Below are 16,912 nucleotides of genomic sequence, written 5' to 3'. Positions count from 1 at the left end.
GGCACCCCACATGCCGCTCCGCCCTCTCGCCTGTCCGTGCCCGGCCCCTCCGCTCCCCCGGCGGGGCCGGGCACCGAGCGTCGCGAACGGTCGCCGCGTGGCGGTTCGTTGACGAGCGGGAGCGAACCGGCGCCCTCAACTCTCCGCGAAACCCGCCGTGTGGACGGGACGGGGACGCGGCGGTGCGGGAGCGCCGGACGGCACCGGAGCGGGACCCGCCCCGAACTCCGCGACCACCTCCAGCGTGCGGCGCAGGGTGCTGACCAACAGCGCGCACACCTCGGCCCGTTCGAGTTCGCCGCGGGCTAACCAGTCCAGCGTGACCCCCTCCACCGAGGACAGCCAGCCCACCAGCGCCGACCGGGCCAGCGGCGGGAGTTCGGCACCCTCCCAGACCTCCTCGCCGAGGGTGGTCAACAGCCGTTCCCTGACCCGGTCCCGGATCGCCAGCACCTGGCTGTCGTGTCCGACACCGCCGGTCACGATGGTCCGGTAGGCCGCCTGGTGGTGCTGCGCGTAGTGCAGGTATCCGTCGAGCGTGCGCTCCACCCGCTCCCCCGGCGGCAGTTCGGGGTCATCAGCCGCGCCGTCGACCAGTTCCGCGACGGACTCCTCGATGATCGCGAGGTAGTAGCCGCGCTTGTTGCCGAAGTAGTAGTAGATCAGGCCCTTGGCGACGCCCGCCTGCCGCGCGATGTCGTCCATGGAGAGCGCGTCGTACGAGGTGTGGGCGAACAACGTCCGCCCGACGACGATCAGTTCGGCGCGGCGCGCCTGGGAGCGCGGGCTCTCGCCACGGCGCCCCCGGTACTGCTGGCTGCTGTCCAATTCCCGCCCTTGTTTCCGCAGTCCATGGGAGACCGAAGTATGTCAGAGCGGGCCGCCCCCACGTCCCCGCTCACCTCGCCTTCCGGCCCCCGCACCCACCGGCGGACTGGGCCTGGCCCGCGGGAAGTTGGGCCTTCGGGTAGGTCTGTTCCGCCGGCGCCGGACCAGCGGGCGACGGGTGTGACGGGGCGGCCGCTCCCCGGAGGGAAACCGGCGGCGGCCCCCGGACCCCGGCGGCGGTCCCGGAGGGCCCGAGGCCGGGGACGGGCGGCGGAGGGCGTCAGCGCCGCCGGACGTTGCCCATCGTCCGGGTGACGGTGATCTCGATGACCACCCGGCCCGGGTTCTCCCGCGGCGTCCGGTAGCGCCGGGCGTAGCGCGCGACGGCGTCCGAGACGGAGGCGGGGTCGTCCCGGACGACGGCGGTGCCCTCCAGTGTCGCCCAGCGTCCCCGGTCGGCCTGGCTGACCGCGACGCGGGCGGCGCCCCCGGCCGCCCGCACGTTGCGCGCCTTCCGGCTGGTACCGCTGGTGATGACGCGGGCCACCCCGGCATCCGGGTCGTAGGTCACCCCGACGGGGACCAGGTGCGGACCACCGTCCGGGCGGGTGGTGCTGAGGAAGCCGATGTGCCGCTCCTCCCAGAACGCACGGAACTCCGGATCGGTAGCGAGGTGCCGGGCTGTCATCGTGCCTCTCTCCACAGGTCTGACGCGTCGCACGGGTCGTGGCGACCGTACGGAGGTGCCCCGGTCACCCGGGGCACACCGGTTCCCCGGCCCGTACGGGTTCCACGGCCGGTCCGCCGTCCGCGCCCCGGCCGGGCTTGGCGGGGGCCCGCCGTCGGCCGCGTTCCGGGAACGGCCGCGCCCTCCGGCCCGGCCGTCCCACGGCGCCGTCCCATTGTTCCTCCACCCCGGGGCCGTCCCGTCGGCGGCCTGGCACGCGGCGCCGCCGGGCGGCGCCGCGGTGTGAACGCCCCGCTGTGGCCTGGGCGTTCACCTCCCGCTATGGCGCGCGCCGGGGGCGCGGTCCGGAGCGGGACGGGGTGGGGCCGCTCAGCTCAGCCAGCGAGGATGTGCACCAGGAACCAGCCCGCGAAGCCGGTCCAGGCGACGGCGAACACCAGCCGCCCGGGCCGGGTGTGGGTGCGGAACCAGGCGCGGGTGCGCTCCGAGAGGGTGTCGCCACGGGACCGGTTCAGCAGCGCCCACACCTCGGCCAGCAGACCCAGGCCCAGCAGGCCGCCCCACAGCCAGTCGTACCACTCCACGTCGAACCTCCTTGGGATCACGGTGGCTTCGGGTGGGGACGCATCCCGCGCTGGGCGGCCTGGACGCCGTCCGGACGGTCTCTCCCGGCCCGGCGGTTCCGGCAAGCGAGCTGCGAGGGGGTGATGCCCGGTACACCGGCGGTCAACCCCGTGGACGGAAGCGGCTGTTCCGGACGAGGGAGACGCGCGGGGCGAAGGAGCCGTCCGGGCCGGGCCGCGCCCCGCCCTCCTGGGGGTAACCAACAAGGCGCGGGGCGCGGGAAGTCGGGCGGTGGGATCGCGGGAGCGGGGCACCGAGGTCCGGGCCGGCCACGCCACGTCCTCCCGGCCGCCACGGCCGTTCCCCACCGTTCCGGTCTCCCGGGAGGGCCCCGTGGCCCGGGCCTCCGTCACGCACGGTAGCGCCGCCTCTCCCGTCACCCGGGGGTGCCGCGCGACCACGGGGAGCATCCGGTCACCGGGGGTTCACGGCCCGCCAGGCGGCCGTGCGGAACGCCGGGGTCGCCGCCCCGCGCTCCGAGTCCGGTCCGCTGACCTCGCCCCCTGTCTCCGTGGTCCCCGCCGGGGTCCGCGCCCACGCGGACCGGACTCGTCCCCTCCTCACCCGTACGGGGCAGCGTCTCCCGGACGCTGCCCCGCGCTCGCCCCGGCCGTGGCGGGAGCAGGCCCCAGGGCCGGGGCGGACGGCACCGGAGCGGGCGCGGCCGGGAGGTTTGGACGCGCCGCACGGAGCCACCCCGGAAGGCGGGACATCGTCGCACCGACCCCGAGGAGGCACCATGCCCGCCGGATCCAGCCGGAAGCGCGAGCGGCAGTACGAGCACATCAAGGAGGGCCAGAAGCAGCGTGGCGCCTCGACCCGGAGGGCCGAGGAGATCGCCTCGCGCACCGTCAACAAGGAGCGGGCGCAGTCCGGCGAGGCACGGCGGGCGAGCCGTACCTCGGTCCGGGACAAGCCCGCGTCGCGGCGTGGCGGCGAACGCTCCGGGAACCGCCGGGGCGCCCAGGGGCCGACGCGTGACCAGCTCTACAACGAGGCCAGGCAGCGCGGCATCGAGGGACGTTCCAGGATGGACAAACGGCAGCTGTCCCGGGCGCTCGGCCGCTGACGGCGGGCGCCCCGGGGACGGCTCACGCCCCGGCAGACGGCCAGGAAGGTGAGAGCCCCATGTGTGCCCACATCCGCCCGAACCCGGACATCACCCCTGTCCCCGGAGCGCCCTGCTGGGTGAGCCTTTCGGCCACCTCGCTGGACGCGACGGTGGACTTCTACTCCGGGGTGCTCGGCTGGACCTTCCAGAGCGCCGGACCGGACACGGAGTTCACCATCGCCTACCGGGACGAGATGCCGATCGCGGGCATCGGCTCCAAGGGCCATCCGCTGAACGTTCCGGTGACGTGGACCCCGTACTTCGCGGTACCGAGCGTCGACGTGGCCGGGGACCGGATCCGGGAGCGCGCGGCGACGGTCGCCGTGGGGCCGCTGCGGTTCGACGAGGGCCGGGCCCTGGTGGCCGCCGACCCGCACGGCGCCTGGTTCGCCCTCTGGGAGGGCCCGGTGGTCGCCAACTGGCACGCCGAGCAACACTCCCCACCGGCCCGCCTCGACCTGCGGACCAGGGACGCCTTCGCCGCCGCCATCTTCTACGCGGAACTGCTGGAGTGGGCCCGGGGCAACGGCACCTGCGACGTGGACTACGCGGAGGACACGGTGCGGGTGCTGGTACACGGTCACGTCGCGGCGACCCTGCTCGGCGGCGCGATCGAGGCCGCGCCCGACCCGCGGATCCGGCCGCGCTGGGAGGTGGCCTTCTACGTCTGGGACGTGGACGCGGCGGTGGCGGCGGCCGAGTCGTCCGGTGGGACCGCGGTCTCCGCCGACCGGGGGTCCGGATCCCCCGCCGTGACCCTCACCGATCCGGACGGCGCGCTGTTCACAGTGCGCGCCCGGGGCGTCTGACACGCGGACGGCCGGGGTCGCCGCCACCCCTTCGGGTGGATCCCGTCACGGATGGTCCGGGGAGGGCTGAGGAGATCATCTCCTCCCAGGAAAGGGCCCCTCCGTGCACGGAGCACCCCCTCGCCCCGCCGCCTCCCGCCGTCCGCTCCCGGCGGCCGGGGTGGCCCTCACGCTGGTCGCGGCGCTGTCCGTGGCCAGCGCCCCCGCCCACGCCGAGGACCGCACCACCCCCGTACAGCTCCTCGCCGTCAACGACCTGCACGGCAACCTGGATCCGGCGCCGGGACCCGCCGGGGCGATCACCCGGACCGGGGTCGACGGCCGGATCGAGACCGTCCCGGCGGGCGGCGTGGCCCGGCTGGCCACCCTGCTGGAGTCGGCCCGCGCCGACGCGGGGACGGCGCACTCGCTGACCGTCGCCGTCGGCGACATGATCGGCGGCAGTCCGCTGCTCTCGGCCGCCTACCACGACGAACCTACCGTCGAGGCACTGGAGGCGCTCGACCTGGCCGTCTCCTCCGTCGGCAACCACGAGTTCGACGAGGGCGTGGCGGAACTGCTCCGGATCGACCGTGGCGGCTGCCACCCGGAGGACGGCTGCGCCGATCCCCAACAGCCCTACGACGGGGCGGACTTCCCCTACCTAGCCGCCAACGTGCTGCCCCGGGCGGGCGCCGGGACCGCCCGGGGCTCCGCGCGGGAGCCGATCCTGCCGCCCTACTGGATCAAGCGGCTGCCGAGCGGTGAACGCATCGGGTTCGTCGGCCTGACGAGCAGGGACACCCAGGACGCGCTCAGCGCCAGCAAGGCCCGCGACCTGGTCTTCCAGGACGAGGTGCGCACCATCGACCGGTACGCGGCGGAGCTGGACCGGCGCGGCGTCCGGGCCATCGTCGCGCTGCTCCACGAGGGCGGAACGCGAGCGGGGCGGACCTACGACGCCGACTGCGACGCCCGGGGCCCGGCGAGTGAACTCACCGGCCGGGCCAAGGACATCGCGGCCCGCGTCAGCCCGAAGGTGGACATGTTCGTCACCGGCCACACGCACGAGCCGTTCGTCTGCACCCTGCCGGATCCGGCGGGTGAGCCCCGGCTGATCACCCAGGCCGCCTCCTTCAGCCGGACCTACACCGACGTCCGCTTCGAACTCGACCGGGAGTCGGGCGAGCTGGTCCGTCCCTCGGCGCGTGCCCGGAACCACGTCGTGACCGGTGACACCCCGGGGCACGAGGGGGTCTCCCGGGTGGTGGAGACGTGGCGGAAGCGCTCGGCGACGGTGGCGAACGAGCCGGTCGGCCACATCGCGGAGGACATCCCCGGCCGCGGCTCCGACCGGCCCGAGACCCCGCTCGGGGACCTCGTCAGCGACGCCCAGGTGGCGGCCACCCGGGAGCAGGGCGCCCAGCTCGCGCTGCTCAACTGGGGTGGTGTCCGCGCCGATCTCGTCCACCGCGCCTCCGGCCGCGAGGGGGACGGGGTGGTCACCCACGGCGAGGCGTTCCAGGTACAGCCCTTCGAGAACCCGCTGGTGACGATGGACCTGACGGGCGAGCAGCTGCTGGCGGTGCTGCGTCAGCAGTTCTCCGGCTCCCACGCCGACTCACCCGAGGTGCTCCAGCCCTCCGGCGCCCTGCGCTACGAGGCCGACACGCGCCGCTCCGGGGCCGACCGGCTGCTCACCGACACGGTCCGGGTGGCCGGTGAACCGGTGCGCGGCGGCGACACCTACCGGGTGACCGTCAACGAGTTCCTGGCCGAGGGCGGCAACGGGTTCAGCGTGCTGACCGAGGGCACCCGCCGGGAGACCGGGCCCAGCGACCTGACGGCCCTCGTGGACTACCTGCGCGGCCACTCCTCGCCCGGGAAGCCGCTGCGCGCCCCGGCGGCGGACCGGGTCACCTGGCGCTGACACCCGGCGCCCGCCCCGGCCCGGTCATCCGGCCGGGGGCAGCGGCTTGCGCAGCACCAGCAGGTGGTAGCCGAGGTGGTCGCGGAAGAAGCCGCGCCCGGACTCCCGGAGGGGTTCGAGCGCGTCGGTGTCGACGGTGCCGAACCGCCGCTCCAGCTCGGCCCGCTTCTGCTGGTAGACCACACACACCAACTCGCTGGTGACCAGCATGTTCGGGGTCAGGTCCTGGAGTTGGACGAGGTCGAGACCGACCTGCTCGACCTCCGAGAGCAGCGTCAGCAGCGAGGTGGGCGGCGGGGCGGTGCACAGCTGTGTGTAGGCCGCCACCTCGTGTTCGGTGGGGGTGCCGCGCAGCGCGAACTCGGTGAGCAGCAGGCGGCCGCCGGGCCGGAGCACGCGCAGGGCCTCGCGCAGCGCGGCGGAGCGGTCGGCGAGGTGCATGAAGCAGTCGATCGACCAGGCGAGGTCGAAGGTGCCGTCCGGGTAGGGCAGTGCCATCGCGTCGGCGCAGGCGAACTCCGCCCGTTCGGCCGCCGGATGGCTCAGCCGCAGCTCCTGACAGAGGTCCGCCTGCTGCTTGCTGACGGTGATCCCGGTGACCCGGGTTCCGGTCCGCCCCACCAGCCGGAGGGCCGGGCCACCCGCGCCGCAGCCGATGTCGAGCAGGTGGTCCTCCGGCCCGGGCTCCAGCAGATCGATGAGGTAGTCGGTCAGCCGGTCCCCGGCCGACCGCAGCACCTGGGCGAGGTCGGCGGTGGGGGCCGTGCGGCCCGGTTCCACGAAGAGGCCGGTGTGCAGGGTGGTGATGTCGTGCATCATCGCCAGCGACACGTCGTCGGTGTCGTAGGAGGCGGCGACCTCCTCGGCGCTGGGGACGTGAGCGGTGAGTGACGGTTCGACGCTGGTCATCGGAGGGGCTCCCGGGGCCTGGGCACGGCGGTGGTCGGTGAGGGACGCGGCGAACGGACGCGCGGGAGGCGGCCGGGCTGGCACGGCCCGGTGTGCACCCGGCCGCCCCGGCGACGGCTCCCCGGTGGCGTCCGGCCTCACTTGACCCCGGTGAACATCAGGAACGGCGCGGTGGTGCGCTCGGCGGCCCACTCCCGGCTGTGGAACAGTTCCTCGTCGGCGAGGCCCCGGGCGTCCTCCAGGACGTGCGCCCGGCGCTCGACGTTCCGGAATCCGACCTCGCGCAGCAGTTCCTCGTAGACCTCGCCGGGCCAGTAGACGTCCACGATGTCGAACCAGGAGCCGTCCTTCCGCTTCAACCGGACCGGCATCGGGTCACCGGGGCGGTACTCCACCCCGGGTTCGCCCAGCTCGAAGCAGTCGAACCGGACGCCGCGCCGCTCGTGGTCCGGGTTGAGGACGACGAAGGTCCCGCCCGGCCTGAGCAGCCGGTACACCTCGCTGAACATCCGGTGCAGCTGTTCGCGGGTGGGCACGCAGACCAGGACGTAGTTGCACATGGCCTGGTCGGCGCAGGCGTCCGGGAGTCCGGCGATCCGGTCGTCGACCAGGGCGTGGTGCTCCAGCAGGGGGTTGCCGCGCTGCCGGGACGCCTCCAGCATCGCCGGGGAGATGTCGGCGGCGAGGACCCGCGCGCCGTACCGCTTGGCCACGTGGTCGGCGACCTTGCCGTGGCCGCAGCCGAAGTCCAGGACGACCCGGCCGGACTCGCGGCCGAGGCCGAGCGCGCGGAACACGAAGGGATAGCCCAGCAGCCAGTCGGTGGACGCCTCGATCTCCGCGTAGGACTCCGCTACCTCCTCGTCCGCCCACTCCGTTTCCCGCAGGTCCGCCTCAAGCCCCTGTCCACCCGAACTCCCCACCATGTCCACCGTGTTGCTCCCCTTCACCGTTCCGAACGTCACCAGGAAAGCGAATACGCGGGATCCGTGACGGGCAACAGGATCCCCGGAAAAGGCCCCGAAAGACGTAACTGGTCAAAATGGCGCCGCACGGTGCCCCCCCGGGCGCGGGCGTGCGCGGAGCGCGGATCCGGGGGTACCGATCCGGGCGTACGGATCCGGGATACGAAACCCGGCGCGGGGGAATGCGGGAATGCCGGAACCGGGTTACCGGGAACGCGTGCGCCGGGAGACCGGGGAACCCAATACCACTCACCGCTCGAATACCGCTCGAAAACCGCCCCAGTACCGTCCGGCTACCTGGGCACCGGGAATCCGGCCTCCGGGAACCCGGGTAACGGCAACCCGCGTACCGGGAACCGCGCGAACCCGGAAACGGGAACGGTGGGCGGCGCCTCCGGGCGGGACGGGAGTTCCGTGGGCCTCCCGCCCCGCCGGACAGGCGCACCGCGACCGCCGTGCCGCGCGCTCACCGCCGGTCACCGCGCGGCGCTGGCGCCCGGGTCGCCGTCGACGTGGCGGAACTCCCGGGCGCCCGGCCGTGGTTCAGGACGCGCCGTGCTCCAGCGCGGGAGCGCGGTCGGGACGGCGCAGGTACTCCGTGCGGTAGAAGTACTCCAGGTACAGGTCGAGCAGGGCGGCGTCCACCGGCGGGCAGTCGAGGCCGGAGCCCGCCAGCCCACGCTCCACGTTCTCCTGGCCGAACGCCGGGAACACGTCGTTGAAGAACAGCTCCTTGATGCTGAGGTCGGACTTGTTGCCGTGGTCGACGCAGAGCGAGATGAACGGCGCCGTGGGGCTGTTGGGATGCGCAGCGACGTGCCGCACCAGCTCCCCCACCCAGTCCTTGTAGGGCAGGTCGATGATGTGGTGCCCGGCGGCCCGCATCCGCCCGATCATGTCGGCCAGCGTCGCCGGGCGCGGATTGGTGAGGTGGTAGACGCGGCTCTCGGCGGGCCGGGTGGTGAGGATGTGGGTGACGGCGTCGGCGAGGTAGTCCACCGGTACGAAGTCCAGCGGCAGGTCGATGTCCGGGGCCAGTCCGGTCTCCGCGATGGTGCGGAAGAGCGAGCTGATCGCCGTGGCCGTGTTGCAGATCCCCGAGCGGCGCTCCCCGGTGACCTCGTACGGGCGGTGCACGGTCACCGGGAGGCCCTGGTCGGCGGCTTCCCGCAACAGCCCCTCGGCGACCCACTTGCTCTCCGCGTAGCCCATGGTCAGCCGGTCGCCGTGGCGCAGGGGCACGTCCTCGGGGACGTAGCGCACCCCGGCCGAGCCGAACCCGGCGATCACCGCGATGGTGGAGACGAAGTGCACCGGGACGCGGCGGGGCGCGGCGAGCGCGATCACCTCCCGGGTGCCCTCCACGTTGGCCTGCCGCAGGGCGGTGTACGGGTAGAGGAAGTTGACCAGCGCCCCGGCGTGCAGCACCAGGTCGACGGTCTCCGAGAGTTCCGTGAAGTGCTTCTCGTCCAGGCCGAGTTGGGGTGCCGTCAGGTCGGAGGGGAAACACACCAGCCGCTCCTGCGGCCAGTCCGCCTCGATGTGGTAGCGCGCCAGGTTGTTCAGGACCCGGCGCCGCGCGTGCCGGGCGTCCCTGGCCCGCACCGGGCACAGGACGCGCGCGTCGGTGCGCCGCAGCAGCCGGTCGAGCAGGAAGGCGCCGACGAAGCCGGAGGCGCCGGTAAGCAGGATCTCGCGCTGCGGAACGCGGGGCGCGGGGCCGGACGCCTCCGGCAGCGCGGCGCCCAGGTCGGCCTCCCGGTCGAAGTCGACCCGTTCGGGGGCCGCGCCGGTGGCGGCTCCCCGGCGCAGCGCGTGGGCGGTGCTGGCGAAGCCGGTGAGGGTGGGGTCGTCGAGGAGGTGGCGGACGAGCGCGCTGCCGTGAGCGGCCTCCATCCCGAGCAGGTTGAGCGACCGGGTGACCATCTCCGAGGCGAGCAGCGAGTCGCCGCCGAGGTCGAAGAAGCTGTCCTGGGGGCTGACCGGCACCCGCAGCAGCGTCTCCCACACCTGACCGAGGCTCTGCTGGAGGGCGCCTCCCGCGGTGTCCGGCCGGGCGGCGGTCTGTTCGGGGCGCCGGGCGGCCGGGACCTGGACGACCGGTTCCAGGGTCAACTCCGGTGCGGCGTCGGGGGTGTTCACCGGTTCGGCGAGCAGCGCCCGGCGGTCGACCTTGCCGTTGCGCGCCACCGGGAACTCCGCGCGGACCTGGATGCGGTGCGGCAGGACGTGCTGGGGCAGCCACTCCGCGAGGGCGGCGCGCAGCCGTTCGGCGGCGGGTGGGCTGCCGGAGACGGCGGGGGTGACGTACGCGGCGAGGCGCAGTTCGGCGCCGTCCCCGACCGCCTCCACAACGGCCTCCCCCACCTCGGGATGCGACCGCAGGATGGTCTCGACCTCGTCCAACTCCACGCGGTAGCCCCGGAGTTTGACCTGCCGGTCGCGGCGGCCACGGAACTCCAGCACCCCGTCGGCGCGCCAGCGGGCCTGATCGCCCGTGCGGTACAGCCGCCGCGGCTCCGCCTCCCCGAACGTGGCGTGCACGAAGTGGCGGGCGGTCAGCTCGTCGTCGCCGCAGTAGCCGAGGGCCAGGCCGTCGCCGCCCACGTACAGTTCGCCGTCCTCGCCGGGTTCGGCGAGGGTCCCGTCCGAACGGACCACGTAACAGGTGGAGTTGGCGACGGGACGGCCGATGGGCACCGAGTCGGCCTCCGGCGGTACGTCGCGCACCACCTGGGCCGTGGAGATGACGCTGTTCTCGGTCGGGCCGTAGAAGTTGATCAACTGGCCAGGGCGTGACTCGGCCAGTACCCGGCGCGCCAGGTGCGGGTCGAGCGCCTCCCCGCCGGCGGAGAGGTGCCGCAGCCCGCCGAAGGCGCCGGGGTGGGTGCGGGCGGTGTGGTGCAGCACGCTCGTGGTGAGGAAGGCGACGCTGATCCGGCGCTCGCCGATCTCCCGGCCCAGGCCGAGTGGCGAGACGAGGATCTCGCGGTCGAGGAGCACCAGGCAGGCGCCGTTGAGCAGCGCCGACCAGATCTCGATGGTGGAGGCGTCGGAGGAGAGGCTGTAGCCGTGCAGTACCCGGTCGTCCGGGGTCACGGTGAGGTGGGAGGTCCCCACCGCGAGCCGGACCACCCCGCGGTGCGGTACCGCGACCGGCTTGGGGCGGCCCGCGGAGCCGGAGGTGAAGACGACGTAGGCGCACGTCGTGGCGTCCACCGCGGTGCCGGGGCCGTCCGCGGCGTCCCCGGCCCCCCTCTCCGTCCGCGTCTCCGCCCGCGTCTCCGGGGCGTCGTCGGCGGTCAGTTCGACCGTGGCCCGCAGCTGGCGCAGACGGCACACCGAGCCGGGCAGGACCACGACGACCTGGACCTCCGCGTCCTCGGCCATCGCGCGCAGCCGCGCCTCGGGGAAGCCGTCGTCGAGCGGCACGTAGGCGGCTCCAGCCCGCAGCACGCCGAGCACGGCCACCAGCGACTCCACACAGCGGCCACCGCTGATGCCCACGCGTGCGCCGGGGCGCACGCCGACCGCCTGGAGCCGTTCGGCCAGCCGGGCCGCGCGCCGGTCCAGCTCGCCGTAGCTGAGGGTGCGTCCGTGGTGCTCCACGGCGGGCGCCGCGGGCGTCCGCCGGGCCTGCTGGTGGAACAGCTCGTGCAGCGCGCTGTCCCGCGGATAGGGGGTGGTGGTCTCGTTCCAGAGCCGTACCTGGTCGATCAGGTCGCTCGGCGGTGTGCTCATGCGTGCTCTTCTCTCAAGGACTCCGGCGCGCGGCGCGTTCCGCCGCGCGGCAGCGTGAGCGGGCCGCGTCCGCAGCGCCGTAGGGGTTGGGGAGTGCTGCCACCGGAACGGGGCCCCGCCCGGGAGGGTCGGGGTCCGGCTGCCGGAGGGATCGTCGGGGGCCGGCGCGCACGGGCACGCCGGCCACGGGGACGGACGGAGTACGGCCTCCCGCGAGCGGACACGGGACAGTCGGCCCGGAGGCCGGGAGACGTGGGGAGGAGACGGTCCCTGGCGGACACGGCGGGTGCCCGGCCGCCGGGGCGCGGTCGGTCCGTGGTGGGTTCCGGGCGGCGGAACCCGGGCGCGTGGCGGGGCTCAGCCGCCAACGGGCGCCGGTGGCTCCCCCGTCCCGGGGGAGCGTCCCGGCGCCGCGCGCGGCTGGGCGGCCCGCCCGGCCGTGACCGGGCGGGCCGTGGGTCCGGTCACCGCGCGCCGGGCGGTACGTCGGTCCAGGAGACGGGGACCCGGGCCGGGTCCGGCGGACCGCCGTCCGCCGCCAGGCCCAGGAACGCCGCCCAGAGGGCTTCCGCCTCCGGCAGGCGGACCGGTCCGGCCACCCGGGTGGGCTCCCCGCCGGAGGCGAACACCGCGCGGCAGGGCAGCGTGAGGAAGCCACCCTCACCGGGCATGTCCGCCATCTCGCCCACCCCGGTGGCGAAGACGACGCGGCCCACCCCGGCCCAGAACAGCGCCGCCGCGCACATCGCGCACGGTTCGGCGCTGCTGTACAGGGTGGAGCCGCGCAGCTCCGCGGGCGTCATGGTCCGGACGGCGCGGCGCGCCACCTCGGTCTCGGCGTGGGCGCAGAGGTCGTCGTCCGAGGTCGCACGGTTGCCGCCCTCCCCCCGGAGCGTGCCGGTGGCGTCCACCAGAACGGCTCCGAAGGGCGCGTTGCCCTCCCGCACCGCCTCCCAGGCGAGTTCGAGGGTGCGGTGCAGATACCGGCGGTCGGTCTCGGTCACCGGGTCCTCCACCACCGGCCGGTGGGGAGAGGTAGCGGGCGTTGCGGGGGTCACGGGTTCCTCCGGGTTCGGGGTACGGGCCGGGTGCGGGCCCCGGTCGCGCCGTCCGCGGGTGCCCGGCCGACGGGCTGGCCGGCCGTCGGACGCTCCGGGCGGCGGCCGCCCGCGCCGCCACCGCGCGACGGGGCTCGGGGCGCGGGCGCGGTGGGGCGCGCGCCTCCCGCGAGGCGCCGCTCACCAGCTCACGGGGAGCTGCCGGGGCATCAGCACGTGCCGGTCCTCGATCCACCGCACCGGTTCGTCCGGGTGCGCCAGCCGCAGCGTGGGGACCTCCTCCAGCAGGACGCCGAAGCCGATCGCGGCCATGTTCCGGCTCAGCTGCGACGCCGGGCAGTGGTGCCGTCCTCCGCCGAACCTCAGGTGGGCGGAGGCCCCCTCGCGCTCGATGTCGAAGCGGGACGGTTCGGGGAAGACGGCCGGGTCGTAGTTGGCCGCGTCGGTGGCGACCATCACCAACTCGCCCTTCCTCACCAGCGCGTCGCCGAGTGGCACGTCCTCCCGGGCGACGCGGGCGAGGCCGCCGCCCATGGTGAGCGTGTACCGCAGGATCTCGTCCACGGCGGTCGACATCAGCTCGGGCCGCTCCCGCAGTCTGCGGGCGTCCTCCGGGTGCCGCATCAGCGCCAGCGCGCCCGTCGCCAGCAGCGCCCCGGGGTTGCCCATGGTCGAGATGAACAGCGACACCGCGATGTTCATGTACTCGTCCTCGGTGATCGGGGCCGCGCTGGGCTCCCGTCCCGTGGTCCCCGCGGCGTACCGCTCGGCGTACCGCTGCCCGGCGTCGTAGATCGCGTCCAGCAGGCCGGAGGGCTCGTCGCGTTCGCGGTGCAGGTGGGCCCGCATGTACCTCTGGCTGCGGGCCATGTTGGCCTCGCGCTCCTCCAGCGAGTACCCGCCGAAGGTGAGGTCCTTGTCGACCATCTCCTCGAAGAGGTCGATGTCCTCCTCCGGCAGCCCGAGCAGCCTGGCGCCCACCAGCAGCGAGATCGGCACCGCGAAGGCGGAGCACAGGTCGGCGGGGGCGCCCCCGGCCTTCATCCGCCGGAGCAGGTCCCGGCCGGTGGCCCGCACCCACTCCTCGTCCACGTTGGTCTGGCCGGCGCCGACGTGGCGCATGAACTCGCCGCGCACCCCGGTCTCCGTCAGCCGGTTGACGACGCTGGTGCCGATCGGCGGGATGGTGAGTTCGTCGCGCTGGGAGACGCCCTCGTGGTGGGTGAGGCTCAGGCTGAAGCGCGGGTCGCCGAGCACCTCCCGAGCCCAGTCGTGACTGGTGACGTACCAGACGGGGTCACCGGTGTTGGTGGTCAGCCGCGCGATGGGCGCCCGTTCACGCAGCCGGTCGTACTCGGGTGGGAAGTAGTCCCCCTGGCTGGTGAAGAAGACGGACTCCGGCAGTTCCTCGGTTTTCACACCTGCTCCGTTCTCGGGTTCCGTTGCCGCCGTGGCGCGTGCCATCTCAGCGCCCCTCGTCCGCGGGGTGGACGGCCCGCACGAAGAGCGAGGTCGGCTGGGTGGTGAGCCAGGCGTACTCGTCGGGGTAGTGCGTCTCGCACTCGGGCAGCGGCATCGGCTCGGCCAGCCGGTCCAGCGCGAGCCCGGCGTCCCGCAGCGCGTCGCAGATGGCCGACAGGGGGCGGTGGTAGAAGGTGACGGGGATCGGCTCGTCGCCCAGCCGCCACTCGTCGGTGATCAGATGGGTGCGGAAGTAGTCGATGCCCTGGTCCCAGCGGACGCTCGCGGCCGGGTGGGGGGTGGAGAGCACCAGGCGGCCGCCCGGCTCCAGTACGCGGCGCACCTCGCGCAGCGTGGGGCCCCAGTCCTCCAGGTAGTGCATCACCAGCGAGGCGGTGACCACCTCGTAGGAGGAGTCCGCCGCGAACTCCAGGGGGTCGGCCACGTCCTGGACCCGGAACTCGGCCCGGTGGCCGTGCCGTTCGCGGGCCAGGTCGAGCATCCGGCGGCTGCGGTCGACGGCGGTGACGCGGGCCCCGCGCTCGATCAGCTCGCCGGTGAGTCCACCGGCCGCGCAGCCGATCTCCAGGACTCGGACGCCGTCGAGCGGCCCGGCGAGGCCGAGCACGCTGGGACGGTCGTAGAAGGCGTTGTACGGCGTGGAGTTGGTGAAGGCGACGTACCGCTCTCCGAAGGCGTCGTAGTCCGTGACGGCGAGTCGCTCCGGTGCGGAGTGGGTGGTCTGGGCGGACATTCAGGTCTCTCCTGACGGGCGGCGCGGAGCGCCGGGGTCGGGTGGCGGCTGCGGTCGGGTGGCGGCCGTGCGCGGACGGACATCGCGCGGCCCGGCGCCACCTCCCCCGCTGAAACAGCCGAAGCAGTCTGGGGGTTTCGGGTGACGCGACGGTGGACGGGTATTCGGTGGCCGGTGCGCCCCGCGCGCCCTGACCGCTCAACGGGGTGCCGCCGCACGGTGGTTGGCCGCCGTGTCCGGCGCCGGGCCGGGCCGGGCGAGGCGGGCGCACGGAGCGGTCCGGGGAGCCGGGCGGGCACCGGACATGGCGCCCACCGGTGTGCCACGGACTGTGCGCACCGGCGGAGTTGGGTCATTGCAGGAGCAACCGCACCATGTAGGTGGGGAGTTCGGTGGCGGTGTCCCGGCGGAAGCTGGTGACGCGCCAGCGGCTGTCCGCGGTGACCTGCTGAAGCCGGTTGGGCGGGCAGAAGAGGAAGTCGAACCAGTCGGTGGCGGCGGTGCGGTGGCGCACCCGCATTCGCGCGAAGCGCTGTACGGAGGGGGGTTCGTCGGCGGGTTCGGGCACCGCCTCCCCACCACCCGGCCGGGGCATGGCCTCGAAGTCGATGTTCGTGCCGATCAACTGGGCGCCAGGACGGGCGAGTTCGGCGAGCCGGTCGAGGATGCGGCTGCTCCGGCCGGGCTCGCCGAGCAGTCCGAGGTTGGCGCCGAGCATCAGGAAGGTGTCGAACGTGCCGAGGTCGGCGGGGAGTTCGGGAACGGAACCCACCCGGGCGTCGATCCCCCGGGCACGGGCGACGGCCACTCCTCCGACGGACGGGTCGACTCCGACCACGTCGTGTCCCAGCCGGACCAGGTGGGTGGCGTGACGGCCCGCGCCGCAGCCGATGTCCAGAATGCGGCCCCGCACGTCCTGGCAGGCCCAACGGTCCACGGGCAGCCAGCGGTCGGGCTCGGTGAAGTAGTCGGCCGCGTCCTCGGCGTAGACGTAGCCGTCCTCGAACTCGTAGACCAGGTGGGTCTCGCCGCGCTGGGCTCCGGACTCGTGGACCGCCGAGTAGGCGCTGCCGAACGGGTCGTTGGGGTCGCCGCCGGCCTGCTCACCGGTTAACCGGTGGGCCACCCCGAGGGCCAGGCCCTGCCGGGGGGCCGTGGGGACGGTGGTCGACGGGGCGGGGGACTCTTTCTCGATCACGAAGCGTCCTGTCTGTTAGGCGGGGCGCGGCGGAGGCACCGGTGGAACGCGCGGGCTCCGGCCCCGTGCGGGGGCTGCGGGACCGGCGGTCGCGGCGGACGGTGCGGCGCCGACCGGGGCGCCGGGCTGGTCAGCTGAAGGAGGTGGCGAAGGTGGAGAAGTCGGCGGTGCGCCAGTGTTCGGGGCGCATCCGGAAGGCGACGTCCTCGGCCAGCTGCTCTTTGGTGGTCTCCAGGTAGGCGGTGGCCGTCTCCGCGTCCAGGTAGCGGTGGGCGATGGCCGAACGGAGCGCCGGGTTGAGGGCTTCCTCCACGGCCGTGACGGGGCCCTCCACGCTCACGTACCGGTAGGGGGGCGTCTCGTCCTGCACGCAGAGGCTGAACCGACCCGCCGCGCGCACCAGTTGAGCCTTGATGGTGTTGCGGCCGGTGTGCAGGACGACCTCTCCCCCGGGCTGGTAGTCGAACCAGAGCGGCACCAGCAACGGGGCCCGCCGCCCCCGCGGGTCCGTGACTCCCAGAACTCCGACGCGCGGTTCGGCGAGAAATCTCTCCCGGGTTCCGGTGGGCATGGCAATGCTCATGGCGTCCTTCCTCGGGATTGCTCTTCAGAACGGCCGAAGTCGGCCGGACGAGGTCCACATGGAGTGTGGCGCTTACCGCGCGCCAGCATCATTTCCCGTGACCCTACAGGAGCAAACCGTGGAGATTAACGCGACTATTGTTGTTCTTCGAGGTTCTGTTCGCTTTCCACTCGACGGCGGGATGGATACGCACTCTGATAACTCCCCGCCGTACGGCCCGCGTTGACGCATACCGCATTCCGCCGTTTATCATTTCGCAGTTCCCTGAGTGCTT

Annotated in this window: 14 protein-coding genes; 3 read left to right on the top strand and 11 right to left on the bottom strand. The window is 74.0% G+C overall.

The genetic code is table 11. From position 1 onward, the window contains the following. Positions 1 to 135: 135 nt before the first annotated feature. The 3 genes from E0L36_RS08830 to E0L36_RS08820 form a co-directional block, all read right to left on the bottom strand. On the bottom strand, positions 136 to 828 hold the full coding sequence (locus E0L36_RS08830; protein WP_180928260.1) for a TetR/AcrR family transcriptional regulator: 693 nt from the start codon (positions 826 to 828) through the stop codon (positions 136 to 138). A 280-nt stretch (positions 829 to 1,108) separates the two neighbouring features. Next, positions 1,109 to 1,516, bottom strand: coding sequence for a TIGR03618 family F420-dependent PPOX class oxidoreductase (locus tag E0L36_RS08825; protein WP_180928259.1), 408 nt, complete (start codon positions 1,514 to 1,516; stop codon positions 1,109 to 1,111). Between the two features lie 374 nt (positions 1,517 to 1,890). After that, on the bottom strand, positions 1,891 to 2,100 hold the full coding sequence (locus tag E0L36_RS08820; protein ID WP_180928258.1) for a hypothetical protein: 210 nt from the start codon (positions 2,098 to 2,100) through the stop codon (positions 1,891 to 1,893). Positions 2,101 to 2,879: 779 nt separating this feature from the next. Here E0L36_RS08820 and E0L36_RS08815 point away from each other — a divergent pair. The 3 genes from E0L36_RS08815 (at position 2,880) to E0L36_RS08805 (ending at position 5,969) form a co-directional block, all read left to right on the top strand. Then, positions 2,880 to 3,209, top strand: a complete 330-nt coding sequence (locus tag E0L36_RS08815; RefSeq protein WP_180928257.1) for a plasmid stabilization protein — start codon at positions 2,880 to 2,882, stop codon at positions 3,207 to 3,209. Positions 3,210 to 3,268: 59 nt separating this feature from the next. Continuing rightward, complete coding sequence (locus E0L36_RS08810) at positions 3,269 to 4,060, top strand: VOC family protein (RefSeq protein WP_180928256.1); 792 nt, start codon at positions 3,269 to 3,271, stop codon at positions 4,058 to 4,060. A gap of 103 nt (positions 4,061 to 4,163) precedes the next feature. Continuing rightward, a complete protein-coding gene (locus E0L36_RS08805) occupies positions 4,164 to 5,969 on the top strand; it encodes a bifunctional metallophosphatase/5'-nucleotidase (RefSeq protein ID WP_308416673.1) in 1,806 nt (601 codons plus the stop codon). 24 nt (positions 5,970 to 5,993) lie between these two features. On the opposite strand, the gene E0L36_RS08800 is transcribed toward E0L36_RS08805, so the two are convergent. From E0L36_RS08800 to E0L36_RS08765, 8 genes are all read right to left on the bottom strand, one after another. Continuing rightward, a complete protein-coding gene (locus tag E0L36_RS08800) occupies positions 5,994 to 6,878 on the bottom strand; it encodes a class I SAM-dependent methyltransferase (protein WP_180928255.1) in 885 nt (294 codons plus the stop codon). Positions 6,879 to 7,015: 137 nt separating this feature from the next. After that, a complete protein-coding gene (locus E0L36_RS08795) occupies positions 7,016 to 7,843 on the bottom strand; it encodes a class I SAM-dependent methyltransferase (protein ID WP_180928254.1) in 828 nt (275 codons plus the stop codon). A gap of 543 nt (positions 7,844 to 8,386) precedes the next feature. Further along, positions 8,387 to 11,584, bottom strand: coding sequence for an amino acid adenylation domain-containing protein (locus E0L36_RS08790; protein WP_180928253.1), 3,198 nt, complete (start codon positions 11,582 to 11,584; stop codon positions 8,387 to 8,389). 464 nt (positions 11,585 to 12,048) lie between these two features. After that, positions 12,049 to 12,588 carry a nucleoside deaminase gene (locus E0L36_RS08785; protein ID WP_180928252.1) on the bottom strand — a complete coding sequence of 180 codons (540 nt, stop codon included), beginning with the start codon at positions 12,586 to 12,588 and terminating at the stop codon, positions 12,049 to 12,051. 234 nt (positions 12,589 to 12,822) lie between these two features. Continuing rightward, entirely contained in the window at positions 12,823 to 14,061 is a 1,239-nt protein-coding gene (locus tag E0L36_RS28235) for a cytochrome P450 (RefSeq protein ID WP_180928251.1), read from the bottom strand. A gap of 46 nt (positions 14,062 to 14,107) precedes the next feature. Continuing rightward, a complete protein-coding gene (locus tag E0L36_RS08775) occupies positions 14,108 to 14,857 on the bottom strand; it encodes a class I SAM-dependent methyltransferase (RefSeq protein ID WP_180928250.1) in 750 nt (249 codons plus the stop codon). A gap of 352 nt (positions 14,858 to 15,209) precedes the next feature. Beyond that, a complete protein-coding gene (locus E0L36_RS28230; RefSeq protein ID WP_180928249.1) occupies positions 15,210 to 16,055 on the bottom strand; it encodes a bifunctional 2-polyprenyl-6-hydroxyphenol methylase/3-demethylubiquinol 3-O-methyltransferase UbiG in 846 nt (281 codons plus the stop codon). 130 nt (positions 16,056 to 16,185) lie between these two features. Continuing rightward, entirely contained in the window at positions 16,186 to 16,638 is a 453-nt protein-coding gene (locus tag E0L36_RS08765; protein ID WP_180928248.1) for a pyridoxamine 5'-phosphate oxidase family protein, read from the bottom strand. Positions 16,639 to 16,912 lie beyond the last annotated feature (274 nt).

Source organism: Streptomyces sp. AJS327 (assembly GCF_013450295.1).
Lineage (GTDB): Bacteria > Actinomycetota > Actinomycetes > Streptomycetales > Streptomycetaceae > Streptomyces.
Note: the sequence above shows the minus strand (reverse complement) of the source record. Positions and strands in the feature narration are given on the sequence as shown.

What these genes read in the sequence shown, in the direction of transcription:
- E0L36_RS08825 (WP_180928259.1), bottom strand. Translation starts at nt 1,516, where the DNA reads ATGACAGCCCGGCACCTCGCTACCGATCCGGAGTTCCGTGCGTTCTGG.
- E0L36_RS08800 (WP_180928255.1), bottom strand. Translation starts at nt 6,878, where the DNA reads ATGACCAGCGTCGAACCGTCACTCACCGCTCACGTCCCCAGCGCCGAG.
- E0L36_RS08775 (WP_180928250.1), bottom strand. Translation starts at nt 14,857, where the DNA reads ATGTCCGCCCAGACCACCCACTCCGCACCGGAGCGACTCGCCGTCACG.
- E0L36_RS08790 (WP_180928253.1), bottom strand. Translation starts at nt 11,584, where the DNA reads ATGAGCACACCGCCGAGCGACCTGATCGACCAGGTACGGCTCTGGAAC.
- E0L36_RS08810 (WP_180928256.1), top strand. Translation starts at nt 3,269, where the DNA reads ATGTGTGCCCACATCCGCCCGAACCCGGACATCACCCCTGTCCCCGGA.
- E0L36_RS08765 (WP_180928248.1), bottom strand. Translation starts at nt 16,638, where the DNA reads ATGAGCATTGCCATGCCCACCGGAACCCGGGAGAGATTTCTCGCCGAA.
- E0L36_RS08815 (WP_180928257.1), top strand. Translation starts at nt 2,880, where the DNA reads ATGCCCGCCGGATCCAGCCGGAAGCGCGAGCGGCAGTACGAGCACATC.